At 64.6% G+C, this 18,508-nt stretch carries 15 protein-coding genes; 8 read left to right on the top strand and 7 right to left on the bottom strand.

Annotated elements, in window-relative coordinates:
- Window positions 1-141 precede the first annotated feature (141 nt).
- Window positions 142-363 (top strand): YgdI/YgdR family lipoprotein, encoded by a 222-nt coding sequence (locus tag FBY20_RS02955; protein WP_062838472.1) that lies wholly within the window; start codon window positions 142-144, stop codon window positions 361-363.
- 94 nt (window positions 364-457) lie between these two features.
- Here the strand turns inward: FBY20_RS02955 and FBY20_RS02950 are convergent, their stop codons facing one another.
- On the bottom strand, window positions 458-1,477 hold the full coding sequence (locus FBY20_RS02950; protein WP_062838471.1) for a class 1 fructose-bisphosphatase: 1,020 nt from the start codon (window positions 1,475-1,477) through the stop codon (window positions 458-460).
- A gap of 10 nt (window positions 1,478-1,487) precedes the next feature.
- Window positions 1,488-4,193, bottom strand: coding sequence for an aminopeptidase N (pepN, locus tag FBY20_RS02945; RefSeq protein WP_142049915.1), 2,706 nt, complete (start codon window positions 4,191-4,193; stop codon window positions 1,488-1,490).
- A 151-nt stretch (window positions 4,194-4,344) separates the two neighbouring features.
- On the opposite strand from pepN, the gene FBY20_RS02940 reads away from it, so the two are divergent.
- Window positions 4,345-4,980: a DUF4136 domain-containing protein gene (locus FBY20_RS02940; protein ID WP_142055791.1), complete on the top strand. Its 636-nt coding sequence runs from the start codon at window positions 4,345-4,347 to the stop codon at window positions 4,978-4,980.
- 91 nt (window positions 4,981-5,071) lie between these two features.
- On the opposite strand, the gene FBY20_RS02935 is transcribed toward FBY20_RS02940, so the two are convergent.
- Entirely contained in the window at window positions 5,072-5,455 is a 384-nt protein-coding gene (locus tag FBY20_RS02935) for an H-NS family nucleoid-associated regulatory protein (protein WP_056322597.1), read from the bottom strand.
- A 752-nt stretch (window positions 5,456-6,207) separates the two neighbouring features.
- On the opposite strand from FBY20_RS02935, the gene tldD reads away from it, so the two are divergent.
- The 6 genes from tldD (at window position 6,208) to glcF (ending at window position 14,541) form a co-directional block, all read left to right on the top strand.
- Window positions 6,208-7,668, top strand: a complete 1,461-nt coding sequence (tldD, locus tag FBY20_RS02930) for a metalloprotease TldD (protein WP_142049911.1) — start codon at window positions 6,208-6,210, stop codon at window positions 7,666-7,668.
- A gap of 246 nt (window positions 7,669-7,914) precedes the next feature.
- The gene (gene aroG / locus FBY20_RS02925; RefSeq protein WP_056322603.1) at window positions 7,915-8,988 is read left to right on the top strand and encodes a 3-deoxy-7-phosphoheptulonate synthase AroG; all 1,074 of its coding nucleotides are present in this window, start codon (window positions 7,915-7,917) and stop codon (window positions 8,986-8,988) included.
- A gap of 102 nt (window positions 8,989-9,090) precedes the next feature.
- Window positions 9,091-10,500, top strand: a complete 1,410-nt coding sequence (locus FBY20_RS02920) for an FAD-binding oxidoreductase (RefSeq protein ID WP_062838468.1) — start codon at window positions 9,091-9,093, stop codon at window positions 10,498-10,500.
- A gap of 180 nt (window positions 10,501-10,680) precedes the next feature.
- Window positions 10,681-12,180 carry an FAD-linked oxidase C-terminal domain-containing protein gene (locus FBY20_RS02915; protein WP_142049908.1) on the top strand — a complete coding sequence of 500 codons (1,500 nt, stop codon included), beginning with the start codon at window positions 10,681-10,683 and terminating at the stop codon, window positions 12,178-12,180.
- Window positions 12,181-12,192: 12 nt separating this feature from the next.
- A complete protein-coding gene (gene glcE / locus FBY20_RS02910; protein WP_142049905.1) occupies window positions 12,193-13,299 on the top strand; it encodes a glycolate oxidase subunit GlcE in 1,107 nt (368 codons plus the stop codon).
- Between the two features lie 6 nt (window positions 13,300-13,305).
- Window positions 13,306-14,541 (top strand): glycolate oxidase subunit GlcF, encoded by a 1,236-nt coding sequence (gene glcF / locus FBY20_RS02905; RefSeq protein WP_142049902.1) that lies wholly within the window; start codon window positions 13,306-13,308, stop codon window positions 14,539-14,541.
- Window positions 14,542-14,566: 25 nt separating this feature from the next.
- Here glcF and FBY20_RS02900 read toward each other — a convergent pair whose 3' ends face one another.
- The 4 genes from FBY20_RS02900 to FBY20_RS02885 form a co-directional block, all read right to left on the bottom strand.
- A complete protein-coding gene (locus FBY20_RS02900; RefSeq protein ID WP_056322618.1) occupies window positions 14,567-16,006 on the bottom strand; it encodes an NAD(P)(+) transhydrogenase (Re/Si-specific) subunit beta in 1,440 nt (479 codons plus the stop codon).
- Complete coding sequence (locus FBY20_RS02895; protein ID WP_006224972.1) at window positions 16,003-16,320, bottom strand: NAD(P) transhydrogenase subunit alpha; 318 nt, start codon at window positions 16,318-16,320, stop codon at window positions 16,003-16,005. Before FBY20_RS02895 ends, FBY20_RS02900 begins: the two co-directional genes overlap by 4 nt.
- A 2-nt stretch (window positions 16,321-16,322) precedes the next feature.
- Window positions 16,323-17,441 (bottom strand): Re/Si-specific NAD(P)(+) transhydrogenase subunit alpha, encoded by a 1,119-nt coding sequence (locus tag FBY20_RS02890; protein WP_056322621.1) that lies wholly within the window; start codon window positions 17,439-17,441, stop codon window positions 16,323-16,325.
- 191 nt (window positions 17,442-17,632) lie between these two features.
- Complete coding sequence (locus FBY20_RS02885) at window positions 17,633-18,508, bottom strand: N-formylglutamate amidohydrolase (RefSeq protein WP_062838463.1); 876 nt, start codon at window positions 18,506-18,508, stop codon at window positions 17,633-17,635.

Genomic DNA, 18,508 nt, shown 5'->3' with positions numbered 1-18,508 from the left:
AGGCGCGTCCTGCGAGGGGTTTTTCATTATTGGGGTCGGGGACGATTACGTTCTTATGCATTTTGCCGACAACCCGACACGATTTCGGGGAGCGATTCGGATAGAGTGAAATCACCCATTCAACACTCGGAGAACACAACCATGAAGCTGAAGACCATGACGTTGGCCCTGGTGATGACCGGCGTTGGTGTGCTGGCCGGATGCTCGTCGCCCTCGGTTATTCACCAACGCGACGGATCTTCGACCGTAGCGCCCGACGAGCCCGAATACGACAAGAAGTCGGGCATGTATGAATACGAACAGAACGGCAAGAAAATGCAGATCAACAAGGACGACGTGAAGTCCATCGAAGAGGTCAAGTAACGCACCCCCTGCTTGCCTGTACCCTTGAAAAAAAGCCCCCGGCCATGATGGCCGGGGGCTTTTGCATTGGCGCGCCGAACGCGCGGCGGGTGTCTTACTTGCCCGCGTCCTCGGCGTGATAGCGGCCCACGCGTTCGACTTCGTTCTTCGAGCCCAGGATGACGCTCACGCGCTGGTGCAGCGTGTCAGGCTGGATGTCCATGATGCGCTGGACGCCGTTGATGGCCGCGCCGCCGGCCTGTTCGATCAGGAAGCTCATGGGATTGGCTTCATACATCAGGCGCAGCTTGCCAGCCTTGCCCGGCTCGCGCGCATCCCACGGGTACATGAAGATGCCGCCGCGGGTCAGGATGCGATGCACGTCGGCCACCATCGAGGCGATCCAGCGCATGTTGAAGTCCTTGCCGAGCGGGCCGGTCGAGCCGGCCAGGCAGTCGTCGATGTAGCGCTTGACCGGGGCAGCCCAGTGGCGCTTGTTCGACATGTTGATGGCGAATTCCTTGGTGTCTTCCGGCACGCGGATGTTCTCGTGCGTGAGCACCCACGAGCCCATTTCGCGATCCAGCGTGAAACCCACGACGCCGTTGCCGATGGTCAGCACAAGCATCGTCTGCGGACCGTACACCGCGTAACCGGCCACCACCTGCTTGTTGCCCGGTTGCAGGAAGTCGGCTTCGCAGACGGGCGCGCCCGACACGTCGTGCGGCGCGTGCAGCACCGAGAAGATGGTGCCGATGGAGACGTTCACGTCGATGTTCGACGAGCCATCGAGCGGATCGAACAGCAGCAGGTATTCGCCCTTGGGGTAGCGGTTCGGGATCAGATGGATGGTTTCCATCTCTTCCGACGCCATGGCCGCCAGGTGGCCGCCCCATTCATTGGCTTCCAGCAGGATCTCGTTGGACAGCACGTCGAGCTTCTTCTGGACTTCGCCCTGGACATTCTCGCTTTCCAGGCTGCCCAGAACGCCGCCCAGCGCGCCCTTGCTGACCGCGTGGCTGATGGCCTTGCAGGCGCGCGCCACGACTTCGATGAGCAGGCGCACTTCCGGCGCCAGGGCTTGGGCGGAGCGTTGCTGCTCCACCAGGTATTGAGTGAGTGTTTTACGTTTCAAAAGGATCTCCCTATGCAGCGAATTCTAAAGCCTTGGATACGATTTCCTGGACGTTGCGCGACAGGCCGTCGTGCTGGCGCACCTTTTCAAGCGCGGCCTGCATGGGGGCGCGCAGCGCCGGGACGAAGCGAGACCAGTTGTCCAGCGCACGCGCCAGCCGCGCGGCGATCTCCGGATTGAGCGCGTCCAATGCCAGCACCTGCTCCGCCCAGAACGTGTAGCCCGAGCCGTCCGGCTGGTGCATGCCGCGGGCATTGTTGAGGCAGAACTGGAAGATCAGCGCGCGGGCGCGGTTCGGGTTGCGCAGCGTGAATGCCGGGTGCTTCATCAGCTCGCGGGCGGTCTGCACCGTGGTCGAGCGGGCGGTGGCCTGCAGCGCGAACCATTTGTCCACCACCAGCGGATTGGCGCTCCATTTGGTGTAGAAAGCGGCCAGCGCCTCTTTCGGGTAGTCGCCTTGCCCGAAGTTGATCAAGGCGGCCAGAGCGGCCATGCTGTCGGTCATGTTGCCGGCGGTGGCGTACTGCGCTTCGGCAAGGCGCTGGGCTTCGGGTTCGCCAGCGGCCATCAGGTGGCTGAGCGCCAGGTTCTTCAATGCGCGCATGCCGGCGGGAATCGGCGCGGGGCTATATTCGCCCGGCGTCTGGTTCTCGTCGAAGGCGCGGCGGAATTCGGCATGGAGCTGACGGCCGAGTTCGGCGCGAAGGAAATCGCGCGCCACGGCCAGGGCAGGCGGATCGACCCGCTGCATGCGCTCGGCCAGCGTCTTTTCCGAAGGCAGCGCCAATGCGCGCGCACGGTACGCGGCGTCCAGGGCGGGATCGGTCAGCAACGCGCGCCAGGCTTCGATGAAGGCGGCATCGGCCTGCAGCGGGCGGCCCGCCTGGCTGGCGTCGGCCAATGCAAGAATCTGGCGGGTGGCCAGTTCCTGGCCGGCTTCCCAGCGTGCGAACGGATTGCCATCGTGCGCGGACAGCAGCGCCAGTTCCTCGTTGGACCAGTCGTAGTCCACGATGACCGGCGCCGAGAAGTCGCGCAGCAGCGAGGGCACGGGGCGGTCGGCGATGTCTTCGAACACCCATTGCTGGCTTTGCGCGGTCAGTTCCAGCAGGGCGGTGTCCACGACCGCGCCGTCCTGACGCAGCGGCAGCGCGTTGCCCTCACGGTCCAGCAAGCCGATCGCAAACGGAATGTGGAAGGGCGCCTTCACGTAGTCGGGGCCGGCCTTCTTTTCGACGCCGACCGGCGGGCAGGCCTGGGTAAGCGTCACCGTGCAGCGGCGGGTGGCCGCGTCGTGGTCGAGCCTGACCGTGACGCGCGGCGTGCCGGCCTGCCGGTACCAGCGGCGGAACACGGACAGGTCGCGTCCCGGGTGCTGCTTGACGTAGACGGATTCCATCGCGGCGACGAAGTCGTCGCACGTGACGGCCTGGCCGTCGTGGCGGCGGAAGTATTCGTCCATGCCTTCGCGGAAACCGGCCTCGCCCAGCAGCGTGTGCTGCATGCGGATGACCTCGGCGCCTTTCTCGTACACGGTGGCCGTGTAGAAGTTGCCGATCTCCTGGTAGCTCTCGGGGCGGATCGGATGTGCCATGGGGCCGGCGTCTTCCGGGAACTGCGCGGCGCGCAACGCCACGACGTCGTCGATGCGCTTGACGGCGCGGGCGCTGGCCGCGGCGGCCGCGTCCATGTCGCGGGCCATCATGTCGGCGCTGAATTCCTGATCGCGAAAGACCGTGAGACCTTCCTTCAGGCTCAGCTGGAACCAGTCGCGGCAGGTGACGCGGTTGCCGGTCCAATTGTGGAAGTATTCATGCCCGATGACCGACTCGATGCCTTCGTAGTTGGCGTCGGTGGCAGTTTCGGCGTCGGCCAGCACGTAGGCCGCATTGAAGATATTCAGGCCCTTGTTTTCCATGGCTCCCATATTGAAGTCATGGACGGCCACGATCATGAAGCGGTCCAGATCCAGTTCGAGACCAAAGCGGCTCTCGTCCCAGCGCAAGGAACGCACCAGGGAATCCAGTGCCCATTCGGTTTTGGTTTCGGAGCCGGGGTCGCTGTAGACCTGCAGCAGCACGTCCCGGCCGCTGACCGTCTTGACCGTGGTTTCGCGATGCGTCAGGTTGCCCGCGACCAGGGCGAACAAGTAGCAGGGCTTGGGGAACGGATCTTCCCACTCGACTTCATTGCGGCCGTCGGGCAATTGGCGCGAGGCGATCAGGTTGCCGTTGGACAGCAGCACGGGATACTCGGGCTGCGCACGCAGCGTCACGCGGTAGCGCGACATGACGTCGGGACGATCGGCAAACCAGGTAATGCGCCGGAAGCCCTCGGCCTCGCATTGCGTGAAGAAATTTCCGCCTGACACATACAGGCCCATCAGCGTGGAATTGGCGGAAGGCTTGCAGCGGCTGACGATTTCAACGGTCGCATCGGCAGGCAGGCCGCGCAGCGTTAGCGTGTGTTCGGTCAACTGGTAGCTGGCCGCGGGCAGCGGCTCGCCATTCACGCCTACCGACACGAGTTCCAGCTCTTCTCCATCCAGGATCAGGGCGGCGTCAGCGCTGGCGTCTTGCCTGCGCTGCACGTGCATCGTGCAACGCACTTCGGTCGCGTCGGGCGCGAGATCGAAGGCGAGGGCGACTTCAGGAATTTCGTAGGGGTAGGGCTGGTAATCCTTGCGGTATACGGTAACGGGCGTGTCGGTGCGCATGGGGATTTGCAGTCCTGTATGAACAAGAAGGCTATTGTAGTGGCTGGCGGTTGAGCGGTACCTTGGGCGTACGGGCTAGCCTGAAAACTTTTGGCAAGCGCTTATGTCAAAGCTCGTTATGATGGCGCCGTCGCGCGAACAGGAGTCTCAAATGTCCAGGATGTCTTGGCTCAGCAGTCTTGGCCGATGGGCCGGTATTTTTTCGGTGCTGGCAGCCATGATGCTGACGGGCTGCGCCGCGCCCACCGTCTCCGCCCGCGTGACGTCGTTTCAGCAATGGCCAACCGGTGTCGAGGGCCAGACCTACCAGTTTGTTCCAGCCGACCCATCCCAAATCAATAATCTGGAATATCAGTCATTTCAGGATATGGTGCGCGCGGGGATCGGGGCCACGGGACTGGTCGAGGCGCGCCCTGGCGTGAAGGGTCGGTTCGAGGTGTCGTTCCGCTATGGCACGAGCCAGACGCAAGTGATGGTGCGCCGTCCGTACGACCCGTATTTCTACGGCGGCTACGGCGGCTTCTATGGGCCCGGACCATGGGGCATGGGCGCGGGATTCTGGGGGCCTGACTGGGTGGACGTGCCCATGGTCGTCCAGCGCAATTCCCTCTCGCTCTTCATTCGTGATACCCAGAACGGCGGCGCGGAAGTTTACCGCTCGACGGCGTTCATATTGAGCGAGCGTGACGATTTGATTCGCACCATGCCCTATCTGGTGCGTGCCATATTCGACAATTTCCCAGGCAATAATGGCGCTGAGCGCGAGATTCAATTCCCCGCACGTTGACGAAAGCAGGCGCCTCGCGGCCCCTGCTTAAAATAAAAAAAGCGGCGCACCATCATGGTGCGCCGCTTTTTTTCTTACTGAAGAATAGGTTTTATTCCTTGATAAGAAAACTCTCGCGGGTGGCGCCGCCGGCTTCTTCAGCGGCGAGCCAGCGCGGCGCCTTGCCGCGGCCGCTCCAGGTTTCTCCGGTTTGCGGATGGCGGTACTTGGGTGCCACGGCGCGCTTGGCGGCGCCGGCTGCGCGGGCGGGGCCGCTGGCCTTGCGGCGGCCACTCGTGGCGGCGCGCGCGGGCTTGCCTGCGCCGTAGGCGGCGATGATCTCGTCAGGCGTAATGTCGTACTCGCGCATCGACGTGATGATGGAGGTGATGACCGGCTTGCGGCGCTTCGTCTGAAGGATTTCCGCCTTCTTCTGGAGCTTGTTGATTTCCTTTTCGATCTTTGCTTGCAGAGCTGCGTAGGTTTCTCGGGCCATGTTTATTCCTGATTATGGAACTGCTTTAATCGCCGGCGAAGTTATGTTTAATTGTTGTGCCTCGCATAATACAGAATTTACGAGGTGGTATCTCAATTGTCGGACTAATTACTTTGTATCAAAAGCGCCACCGGCTCTCCGCTTTGCGGCTGGCCGCAATTTCCATCAGTTAGGACGGAAAATCTTAAATTTGGGACAAACTGAAACATGCGCTTGCTTGGTTTACGGGCGGGCGATACGGGCCGCCAATTGTCGGACAACCTTGCAAAGCCGCGCCTGGCGTGCGATCGGCCGGCTTGCATGCCCGATCATCCTCTGGACGATTGCGCGTGCAATGCGCGTCAAATGCCCGCAATTTTCTTCAGGCGGAAAATCGTCGCGAAAGCAGGTGCCATACATTATGGCGTTGCATCCCACCTGCGGTGATATACCCGGGCGCCATGGTGTTCCGTCCCCGAGTTTTCATTTAGCCGTCAGGTCATACGACAACACGAAAAGTGCCAGTCTTGCGATTCGGTCTGAGCACAATTGCTTAACTTGATAGGTAATTGGGTACTTAACTTGATACCCAGTATGCCGTCTCCATCTATGGCGGCAAGATAATGCGAGACCATTTTGTCCCGCATTTGCCGCTGCGGTAAGCCGCGACTTTTGGCGTTTGCCGGGACGCCGGGCCCGTGTCGGCGGTACGATACGGTCTTGAGCGCCACGACGCGCATGCACGGCCCCGGTGCCGTTCCTGAACTGAGCCTATGAAAATCATCGATCCCGCCATTGCTTCCCTGGCCACCGCCAAATCCCTTCTGCTCGACCCCTGGGGTCTGACCGAAGCGGACATGGCGCGGGCACTGGGTGAAATCTTCACCCACAAGGTCGATTACGCCGACCTGTACTTCCAGTACACGCGCAGTGAAGGCTGGAGCCTGGAAGAAGGGATCGTGAAGACGGGCAGTTTCTCGATCAGCCAAGGCGTGGGCGTGCGCGCGGTCAGCGGTGAAAAGACCGCGTTCGCGTATTCGGATTCGCTGTCGCCCGAGGCGCTGCTGTCGTCGGCGCATGCCGTGCGCGGTATTGCCCGCCGCGGCGCAGGCAAGGTCAAGGTCGCCGCCCAGGTCGAGGCCGAGATCGGCCGCAGCCTCTATGCGGACATCGATCCCGTCGCCAGCCTCAGCGCGCCCGAAAAGGTCGCGCTGCTCGAACGCGTCGAACACATGGCGCGGGCGCGCGATCCCCATGTGATCCAGGTCATGGCGGGCCTGGGCGCGGAATATGACGTGGTGCTGGTTGCGGGCAGCGATGGCCGTCTGGCCGCGGACGTGCGTCCGCTGGTGCGCCTGTCGCTGACCGTGATTGCCGAACGCAATGGCCGCCGTGAAATGGGTCACGCCGGCGGCGGCGGCCGCCTGGGTCTGGCTTACTTCACCGACGAGATGCTGCAGGGCTATGTCGAGCGCGCGGTGCACGAGGCGCTGGTCAACCTGGAAGCGCGTCCGGCGCCGGCCGGCGAAATGACGGTGGTCCTGGGGTCGGGCTGGCCGGGCATCCTGCTGCACGAAGCCGTCGGTCACGGCCTGGAAGGCGACTTCAACCGCAAGGGGTCCAGCGTGTTTTCCGGACGCATCGGCGAGCGCGTGGCGTCCAAGGGCGTCACCGTGGTCGACGACGGCACCATTCCGGATCGCCGCGGATCGCTCAACATCGACGACGAGGGCAATGCCACCCAGCGCAATGTGCTGATCGAAGACGGCATCCTGCGCGGCTACATGCAGGACACGCTCAATGCCCGCCTGATGAAAACCGCCGCAACCGGCAACGGCCGCCGCGAGTCGTTCGCGCACCTGCCCATGCCGCGCATGACCAACACGTACATGCTGGCCGGCGACAAGCCTGCCGATGAAATCGTGGCCTCGGTCAAGCGGGGCCTGTATGCCGTCAATTTCGGCGGCGGCCAGGTCGACATCACCAACGGCAAGTTCGTGTTCTCGGCGTCCGAGGCCTACATGATCGAGGACGGCAAGGTCACCTACCCAGTCAAGGGCGCAACCCTCATCGGCAACGGCCCCGACGCCATGAACCGCGTGACCATGATCGGCAACGATCTGCAGCTGGATTCCGGCGTCGGCACCTGCGGCAAGGACGGCCAGAGCGTGCCGGTCGGGGTGGGCATGCCGACGGTCCGCATGGAAGGCCTGACGGTCGGCGGCACGGCTTGATGCGTTAAATGGGGGCGTCACGCCAAAAAAATCTGGCGTGACGCTCTCAAAAAACTGTGCTAGAGTCATTCCCCATGAAATTCGCGTCCCCCGCCTTTTATTTTTATTTTTTTGGTTTTCTGAAGCCGCTGGCGGAGGAAGGGACGCGCTCAATCTGAAGTTTGGAAAGAATCCCCCCAAAAAAGCCGCCAGCGAATCTGGCGGCTTTTTTTATGCCGCCATGGCGGGCAACCCAGGAGCAGTACCGTGTCGCACAACACCGATGACCTTCGTATTCGAGAAATCAAGGAACTGAATCCGCCCTCGCACGTGATGCGCGAGTTCGCCTGCACCAAGGAGGCGTCCGAGACCGTCTTCGCCGCGCGGCAAGGCATGCACCGCATCCTGCACGGCATGGACGACCGCATGATCGTCGTGATCGGTCCGTGCTCGATTCACGACACGCGTGCCGCCATCGAATACGCCAAGCGCCTGAAGCCCGTGCGCGACCGCCTGAGCGCGGACCTGGAAATCGTGATGCGCGTCTATTTCGAGAAGCCGCGCACGACGGTGGGCTGGAAGGGGCTCATCAACGATCCCGACCTCGATGGCAGCTTCGACATCAACAAGGGGGTGCGCGTGGCCCGTCAACTGCTGCTGGACATCAACAGCATGGGGCTGCCGGCGGGATGCGAGTTCCTGGACATGATTACGCCGCAGTACATCGCGGATCTGGTCTCCTGGGGGGCGATCGGCGCGCGCACGACAGAGAGCCAGGTGCATCGCGAGCTGGCGTCCGGCCTGTCGTGTCCGGTGGGATTCAAGAACGGCACGGACGGCAACGTGAAGATCGCCGTCGATGCCATCAAGGCGGCCTCGCAACCGCACCATTTTCTGTCGGTGACCAAGGGCGGCCATTCGGCCATCGTGTCCACCGCCGGCAACGAGGACTGCCACGTGATCCTGCGTGGCGGCAAGACCCCGAACTACGACGCCGCCAGCGTTGACGCCGCCTGCCAGGACGTGTCCAAGGCCGGTCTCGCGCAACGCATCATGGTCGATGCCAGCCACGCCAACAGCAGCAAGAACCCCGAGAACCAGCCGCTCGTCGTCGAGGACGTCGCGCGCCAGATGGAAGCCGGCGATGCCCGCCTGGTCGGTGTCATGGTCGAAAGCCACCTCTTGGGCGGCCGCCAGGACATGGTGCCGGGCCAGCCCCTGGTGTATGGCCAAAGCATCACCGACGGCTGCATCGACTGGGACGCCTCGGTGGCTGTGCTGGAGCGCCTGGCGCAGGCCGTGCGTGAACGCCGCCGCGTCGCGCTGACCTCCGGCAAATGAAGAGGATGCGCGCCGCGCACCCTCCGCCTGGCGGGGTGTGCGGCGCAGCACGCGGGGCGGCGTAGAATATTCGGATTATCGAACCCGGGAAACCACGAGATCATGAACGCTCCCTTGCACGCCGAATCGTTGCGCCGCGCGGTGCCGGCCGCCTGCCTGGATGCGCTGCGCGCGCACTTTGGCGACCGTTTGTCGGAATCGGCCGCCGTTCGCGAGCATCACGGCCGCGACGAATCGCCTTATCCGGCCATGCTGCCTGACGCCGTGGTGTTCGCGCAGTCCACCGAAGACGTGGCGTACGTCGCCAAGGTGTGCAACGAGCATCGCGTTCCCCTGATTCCGTACGGCGCCGGTTCTTCGCTGGAAGGCCATATTCTCGCCATCCAGGGCGGCATCAGCCTGGACCTGTCGCAGATGAACAAGGTCCTGGCCATCAACGCCGAAGACCTGACCGCCACGGTGCAGGCCGGCGTGCTGCGCAAGCAGCTCAACGAAGAAATCCGCAGCACGGGCCTGTTCTTCCCGATCGATCCGGGCGCCGACGCCAGCCTGGGCGGCATGGCTGCTACCCGCGCCTCGGGCACCAACGCCGTGCGCTACGGCACGATGCGCGAGAACGTGATGTCGCTGACCGTCGTCACCGCTGACGGCCGCATCATCCGCACGGCCGGCCGCGCCCGCAAGTCGTCGGCCGGCTACGACCTCACGCGCATTTTCGTGGGCAGCGAAGGCACGCTGGGCATCATCACGGAAGTCACGGTGCGGCTGTATCCGCAACCCGAAGCCGTGTCCGCCGCGGTCTGCAATTTCCCGACGCTGGACGCCGCGGTGCAAAGCGTGATCGAAATCATCCAGATGGGCGTGCCGATCGCGCGTGTCGAGTTCATGGACGCCGCCAGCGTTCGCGCCGTCAACCTGCACAGCAAGCTGACCCTGCGCGAGACGCCGCTGCTGGTGTTTGAATTCCACGGCAGTCCGGCCGGTGTGCAAGAACAAGCGGAAACCGTGCAGGCCATCACGGCCGAGCACGGCGGCATGGACTTCGAATGGGCCGAGCGTCCCGAAGACCGCAGCCGTCTCTGGACCGCGCGCCACAACGCGTACTTCGCGGGCCTGCAATTGCGTCCCGGCTGCCGCGCCAGCACCACCGACGTCTGCGTGCCGATCTCGCGCCTGGCCGATTGCGTGCGCGACACCGTCGAGGAACTGGACCGCGCAAGCTTTCCGTACACGATCGTCGGCCACGTGGGCGACGGCAACTTTCACGTGCTGATGCTGCTGGATGCCGATAGCCCGCAGGAGTGGCAGGAATCGGAAGCCATCAACCACAATCTCGTGCGCCGGGCCATCGCTGCCGACGGCACTTGCACGGGCGAACACGGCGTCGGCCTGCACAAGATGCAGTTCATGGCCGAAGAGCATGGCGACGACGCGCTCGACCTGATGCGCAGCCTCAAGCACGCCTTCGACCCGAACAACATCCTGAATCCGGGCAAGATCGTTTCCTGGTAAACGGCGAGCGGGGCGGCTGACGCCGCCTCGCTTGGGTCCACGCCTGCGGCATTTAAGCGACAGGCGCCTGCCCGGTTTACGGTCGGTTACGTATGAATCGGCCGCAAAGCCCCGTAAATACGTCAGGTGCGGGTAAATCCCGGCCTGATTAACCGGGGCACTCGCGCTATTGTTGCGCTCATGAATTCTCTGGTCGAAACTGGCCTGGCACAAGTGCAGGCGCCTTATTCGCAGCAACAGCTCATCGAGGCGTTGTCGGCCGTGCTGCCCGCGCACTGTGTGCTGTATCGCGAAGAGGACACACGTCCTTACGAGTGCGACGGCCTATCCCTTTACCGCTCCATACCCGCGGTGGTTGCCCTGCCCGAAACCGAAGCGCAGGTGCAGGCCATCATGCGCGTGTGCAAGCGTCTGAATGCGCCGATCGTGGCGCGGGGCGCCGGAACCGGTTTGTCGGGCGGCGCCATGCCGCACAGCCGGGGCGTGCTGCTCGGGTTGTCCAAGTTCAACCGCATCAAGCATATCGACCTGGCCAGCGCGACCGCCATCGTCGAACCCGGCGTGCGCAACCTTGCCATCTCCGAAGCGGTGTCGCCCTACGGGCTGTACTACGCGCCGGATCCGTCCAGCCAGATTGCGTGCTCCATCGGCGGCAACGTGGCGGAAAACTCCGGCGGCGTGCATTGCCTGAAGTACGGCCTCACGGTGCACAACGTGCTGCGCGTGCGCGTGGTCACGATAGACGGCGACGTAGTCGAGCTGGGATCGCACGCGCCCGATGCGCCGGGGCTGGACCTGTTGTCGGTGTTCATCGGATCCGAGGGCATGCTGGGCGTGGTCACCGAGGTGACCGTCAAGCTCATCCCCAAGCCGGCGTGCCAGCAGGTGGTCATGGCCAGTTTTTCCAGCGTCGAGGCCGCAGGCAATGCGGTCACGCAGGTGATCGCGGCGGGCATGATTCCCGCCGGCCTGGAAATGATGGACCGCCGCGCGACGCACATGGTGGAACCGTTTGTCCGCGCAGGCTACGACATGGACGCGCAGGCCATCCTGCTATGCGAATCGGACGGCACGCCCGAAGAGGTAGCGCACGAGATCGCGCGCATGGAGGCGGTGTTCCGGGAGGCCGGCGCCACGCGCTGCCAGGTGTCGGCGTCCGAGGCCGAACGCTTGAAATTCTGGGCGGGGCGCAAGAACGCGTTTCCTGCCGCGGGGCGCGTGTCGCCCGATTACTACTGCATGGACGGCACGATTCCGCGTCGTCATCTGGCGCGCGTGCTGGGCGCCATCGAACAGATGGAAGACGAATTCGGCCTGCGATGCGCCAACGTCTTTCATGCCGGGGACGGCAATCTGCATCCGCTGATTCTGTTTGATTCGAATAAGCCGGACGAGATGGAACGCGCCGAAAAATTCGGTGCGGCCATTCTTGAGCTGTGCGTGCAGGTGGGAGGAACCGTGACTGGAGAGCACGGTGTGGGAATGGAGAAAATAAATCAAATGTGCGTGCAATTCTCTCGCGAAGAACTCGACGCGTTCCTGGCAGTCAAGCGGGCCTTTGATCCGCCGCGCCTGCTCAATCCTGAAAAGGTCATCCCCACGCTGGCTCGCTGCGCCGAATACGGCAAGATGCACGTCCATGCGGGAGAATTGCGCTTCCCCGATCTCGCCCGTTTCTAGGACGTATCCCTTATGGATTTTGTCCTGTCGGAATTGTGCGACCAGGTCATGACGGCGCGTGCCGGTCACAAACCCCTATTCGTGATGGGCGGCGGCAGCAAGCGGTTCTACGGCAACTATCGTCCGGTCAGGCCGCAGGATGGCCATTGCCTGCTGGACATGACGCCTTACCGCGGCATCGTCAGCTATCACCCGTCCGAACTCGTGGTGACCGTGCGCGCCGGCACGCCGCTGGCCGAACTGGAAGCCGCGCTTGCCGAGCACGGCCAGATGCTGGCCTTCGAGCCGCCGCACTTCGCGCCCACCGCGACCGTGGGCGGCTGCGTGGCCGCCGGCTTGTCGGGGCCGCGCCGCATGAGCGCCGGCGCCTTGAAGGATTTTGTGTTGGGGGCGCAACTGCTGGATTCCGAAGGGCGCATCCTGTCCTTCGGCGGCGAGGTCATGAAGAACGTGGCGGGTTATGACGTCTCGCGCCTCCTGGCCGGCTCGCATGGCATCTTTGGCGCCATCCTGGAGGTGTCGCTCAAGGTCGTGCCCAAGCCGATGGAAGAGATGACGCTGATGCTGCCCGCCACGCAGGCGCAGGCGCTGGCGAACTTTGCCTTCTGGCGCGGCAAGCCGTTGCCGATCTCCGCATCGAGCTGGACAAGCGAAAGCGGTGGGGCCGACGGCCTGACGATGGTGCGTCTGTCGGGCGCGCCGCCCGCGCTCGCCAGCGCCCGAGGGCTGATCGGCGGCGACCTGATGGCGCCCGAGGCCGCGGCGGCGTGGTGGCAGTCGCTGCGTGAGCAGACCCACGCGTTTTTTTCGCCCGGGCAGCCCTTGTGGCGTCTTGCCTTGCCGCCCACCACGGCCGACCTCGGACTGGGGCCGACGCTGATCGAGTGGGGTGGCGGGCAGCGATGGCTGAGCGGCCCGCACGATGCGGCCCAACTGCGCGACGTGGCGGCCCAGCATGGCGGCCATGCCACGCTGTTCCGGCCTGCGGACACCGCGCCGCCCGCCGATGGCGTGTTTCACCCGCTTGCGCCGGGCATTGGCGCGATCACCCGCCGGCTGAAGCAGGAACTTGATCCCGCCGGCCTGTTCAACCCCGGCCGCCTGGTCCTGGAGCTGTAGGACATCATGCAAACCAATCTGGCATCCTGGGCGAGCGGCACCGATCTGGGCAACGAGGCGGACGCCATCCTGCGCCGCTGCGTGCATTGCGGATTCTGCACGGCAACCTGTCCGACCTACCAGGTCCTGGGCGACGAGCTGGACAGCCCGCGTGGCCGCATCTATCTCATCAAGCAGGTCCTTGAGGGCAAGGAACCGACGCAGTCCACGCAGCAGCATCTGGACCGCTGCCTGACCTGCCGCAACTGCGAGACCACCTGCCCGTCGGGGGTCGAATACGGCCATCTGGTCGATATCGGCCGCAAGATCGTGGACGAGCGCGTGGAGCGGTCATGGGGCGATAGAACCCGGCGCACCTTGCTGCGCAAGGCGATGCTGTCGCCGATGTTCGCGCCCGCCATGCGGCTGGGCCAGAGCCTGCGCGGGCTGCTGCCGCAGGCGCTCCGGCGCAAGGTGCCGGAACGCCGCGACGCAGGCCCGTTGCCCCAGGTGGGGCAGCACGCACGGCAGGTGCTGATGCTGGCCGGCTGCGTGCAGCCGGCCATGATGCCCACCATCGACGCCGCCACCATCCGCGTGCTGGATGCCGTCGGCATCGGCGCGCGCATTGCGCCGGGCGCCGGCTGCTGCGGCGCGGTCAGTTTCCATCTGGATGCGCAGGACGAAGCCGTGGCGCAGATGCGCGCCAACGTCGACGCGTGGTGGCCGCTGGTGCAGGACGGCAAGGTCGAGGCCATCGTGATGAACGCGTCGGGCTGCGGCGCCATGGTCAAGGAATACGCGCACCATCTGCGGCACGATGCGGCCTATGCGCAAAAGGCCGCGGACATCGTGGCGCTGGTCAAGGACGTGGCCGAAATCGTTGCGCCGCATGCCGGGCTGCTGCGCGCGCGGCTGCCGGCGGGCATGCGGGCGGCCTTTCATCCGCCATGCACCTTGCAGCACTGGCAGGGCTTGCGGCCGTTGTCCGAGCAGTTGCTGGCCGACCTGGGTTTTGAACTGCAGCCGTTTGCCGACAAGCACCTGTGCTGCGGGTCGGCCGGCGCGTATTCGGTATTGAATCCGGACATCGCGCTTGAGCTGCGAGACCGCAAGCTGGGCGCCATTGCGGCGGCAAGTCCCGATGTGATCCTGTCGGCCAACATCGGCTGCATCGGCCATCTGCAAAGCGGCACCGACACGCCGGTGCGGCATTGGGTCGAGGTGGTGGACGAGCAGTTGCGCCGCGCCGCGCAGGGCTAGGCCCGCGCGGCGTTTGGCGCGCCGCCTATTCGACGGCCTTGACCATGTCCTCGAGCACCTTCTTGGCGTCTCCAAAGACCATCATCGTGCGGTCCATGTAGAAGAGCTCGTTGTCCAGGCCGGCATAGCCCGAGGCCATGGAGCGCTTGTTCACGATGACCGTGCGCGCCTTGTAGGCCTCCAGGATGGGCATGCCGGCGATGGGCGACTTTGGATCGTTCTTGGCGGCGGGATTGACCACGTCGTTCGCGCCCAGCACCAGCACCACGTCGGTCTGGCCGAACTCGCTGTTGATGTCTTCCATTTCGAAGACCTGGTCGTACGGCACTTCGGCCTCGGCCAGCAGCACGTTCATGTGGCCGGGCATGCGGCCCGCAACCGGGTGGATCGCGTACTTGACGGTCACGCCGCGCTCGGTGAGCTTTTCGGCAAGTTCCTTCAGCGCGTGCTGCGCGCGCGCCACGGCCAGGCCGTAGCCCGGCACGATGGTCACGCTTTCGGCGTTGGTCATCAGGAACGCCGCGTCATCCGGGCTGCCCGACTTGACGCTGCGTTGCGGCGTGTCGCCAGCGGCTGCGGCGCCGCCCGCCTGGCCGCCGAAGCCGCCCAGGATCACGTTGAAGAACGAGCGGTTCATCGCCTTGCACATGATGTAGGACAGGATGGCGCCCGACGAGCCCACCAGCGATCCGGCGATGATCAGCATGGGGTTGTTCAGCGAGAAGCCGATGCCCGCCGCCGCCCAGCCGGAATAGCTGTTCAGCATCGACACCACCACGGGCATGTCCGCGCCGCCGATCGGGATGATGATCAGCACGCCCAGCACGAAGGCGATGAGCGTCATGATGATGAAGGGCGTCCATTCCTGCGTGAGCATGAACCAGACGCCGCAGCCCAGCATCGCCAGCGCCAGCGCCAGGTTCAGCATGTGCTGGCCGGCGAACACCACCGGCGCGCCCTGGAACAGCCGGAACTTGTACTTGCCGGACAGCTTGCCAAAGGCGATGACCGAGCCGGAAAACGTGATGGCGCCCACGAACGTGCCGATGAACAGTTCAAAGCGGTTGCCGGTGGGGATGGCCATGCCGGGCGGCGCGATGCCGAAGGCGTGCGGCTCGGCCACGACGGCCACCGCGATCGCCACCGCCGCCAGGCCGATCATGCTGTGCATGAAGGCGACCAGTTCGGGCATCTTGGTCATCTCGACGCGCTTGGCCATCAGCGTGCCGATGGAGCCGCCGACCAGCAGCCCCAGCACGACCCAGCCCAGCCCGATCGTGGCTGTGCCGCTGCGCGCCAGGCCCACGATGAGCGCCGCGGTGGTCACCACGGCAATCGCCATGCCGGCCATGCCGAAGGCGTTGCCCAGGCGGGAGGTGGTGGGATGGGACAGGCCCTTGAGCGCCTGGATGAAGCAGACCGAGGCAATCAGGTAAAGCAGCGTGACGAGGTTCAGCGAGATCATTTCGCTTCCTCCTTGCCCGGCTTGCGGTCCTTTTTCTTGAACATCTCGAGCATGCGCCGCGTCACGAGAAATCCGCCAAAGACGTTCACGGCGGCCAGCGCCACGGCAAAGACGCCCATGCCGCGCGCCAGTCCGCCTTCGGTCAGCGCGGCGGCCAGCATCGCGCCGACGATGATGATGGCGGAAATGGCATTGGTGACCGCCATGAGCGGCGTATGCAGGGCGGGGGTGACGTTCCAGACGACGTGGTAGCCGACGTAGATGGCCAGCACGAAGATGATGAGGTTCATCAGGGTGGGATTGATCGCTTCCATGGTTACGTCCTCCGCGTCACATTGCCGCCTTCGCACACCAGGCAGGCCGCCACGATTTCATCGTCGCGCTGGATCGCCAGCGCGCCGTCCGCATTGATGATGAGCTTCAGGAAATCCAGGATGTTGCGCGCATAGAGCGCCGAGGCGTCGGTGGCGACCAGGCCGGGCAGGTTGGTCAGCCCGATGATCGTGACATCGTGCTTTTCGACGATGCGGCCTTTCTCCGAAAGCGGGCAGTTGCCGCCGCGTTCGACGGCAAGGTCCACCAGCACCGAGCCGGGCTTCATGGCCGCCACCGTTTCCGCAGAAACCAGCATGGGGGCGGGCCGGCCGGGAATCAGCGCCGTGGTGATCACGATGTCGGCCTGCTTGCAGCGTTCGGACACCAGCGCCGCCTGGCGGGCCATCCAGGCCGGGGGCATGGGGCGCGCGTAGCCGCCCTTGCCCTGTGCGATCTCGCGTTCTTCGTCGGTTTCGAAGGGCACGTCGATGAACTTGGCGCCCAGCGATTCGACCTGTTCGCGGGCGGCGGGGCGCACGTCGGATGCCTCGACCACGGCGCCCAGCCGCTTGGCCGTGGCGATGGCCTGCAGGCCTGCGACGCCAGTGCCCAGGATGACCGCGCGCGCGGCCTTCAGCGTGCCGGCGGCCGTCATCATCATGGGAATCAGCCGTCCGTAGTGATGGGCGGCGAGGAGCACGGCCTTGTAGCCGGCCAGGTTGGCCTGCGAGGACAGCACGTCCAGGCTCTGGGCGCGGGTGATGCGCGGCGCGGCTTCCAGCGCAAAGCCGGTCAGGCCGGCAGCGGCCAGTTGCGCCAGGCCTTCGGCGTCGAAGGGATCGAGCATGCCGATGACCACCGTGCCCGGTTTCATGTGCGGCAATTCTTCGGGGGAGGGCGCGCGAACCTTCATGACCAGATCGGCGCCCAGGGCATCCTGAGCGGAACCTAGCGTGGCGCCCGCGGCAACGTAGGCATCGTCGGGATAGCGGGCCGCGGCGCCCGCACCACGCTCCACGACGACGGTGTGCTTGCCGCCCACGTACTTCTTGACGGTCTCCGGTGTTGCTGCGACACGGGTTTCCCCGTCTCGGGTTTCTTTTGGTATCCCGATGTGCATCGACGCCTCTCCTCAGAAGGTTCGCCGTAGTTATACACGGAATGTGCGCTCTGACGCTTCCCCCGTTTGTCCGCATCTCGCGCGGGCAAAAAAAACCCCATGGCGAACCATGGGGCAGGGGTCTTGCAACCCGAATGCGCCGGCCGGTATGAACACGTCGCTGGCCGGCGCCGGCGAACAGACGTCCGGCGTCAAGCCGTCTGCGCGCGCGTCCAGTTGATCAGCGCGCCGGTGAGGTCGCGCAGATCGGCCTTCAGGCGGCCATAGTTTTCGGTGGGACGAAGCGACACTTCGTCCATGTAGAGCTTGCGGTTGATTTCGATCTGCAGGCTGTGGCGGCCTTCTTGCGGGCGGCCGAACGCGCGCACCAGCTCCACGCCCTTGTAGGGATCGTTCACGGTGACGTCGTAGCCGCGCTCGCGCAGCCAGGCTGCGATGAATTCGCGGAAGGCGGGGTCGCTGGTGCTGCCGTCGCGATCGCCCAGCACGAAATCGGGGTGGACGAGGCCGGGGCGGTCGGTGGCGAATTCGCCGGCGACGCTGGGCATGGAATGGCAATTGATGTGCCAGACCTTGCCGAACTTGCGATGCGCGTTGTCCAGCACCTGGCCAAGCGCGGCGTGATAGGGCTCCCAGCAGGCGTCGATGCGGTGGCGCACTTCCTCGACCGTCAGCTTGCGGTCGTACAGCGGCGTGCCGTCATCGAGCATGCGCCAGATCAGGCCCTTGCCAAGCTTGACCTTGGGCGAAGGATTCAGGGCGTCAGGCCAAGCCTGGTCCAGCAGCAGTTCGTCGATTTCGTCGCGGGCGCGGTTGGCGTCGATGTAGGCGCGCGGGAAGGCCGCGGCAATCATCGGCACGCCCATCTCGATGGCGTCGCCCCACAGATCGTCAACCCAGGTGTCCTCGGCGGTGCGCAATGCGCCAAAGTCCACCGCGGCAGCGAAATCGGGGGGGTAGGCGGTGCCGCTGTGCGGGGAATCCAGCACGAGGGGGGCCGAAATATCCGAATCGGGGTATTGCTGCGGAAGGTCGAGGCGGTAGGACAGGGGTTGGGTAATTCGCAT

This window comes from Achromobacter sp. SLBN-14 (assembly GCF_006715415.1).
GTDB lineage: Bacteria > Pseudomonadota > Gammaproteobacteria > Burkholderiales > Burkholderiaceae_B > Achromobacter > Achromobacter mucicolens.
Note: the sequence above shows the minus strand (reverse complement) of the source record. Positions and strands in the feature narration are given on the sequence as shown.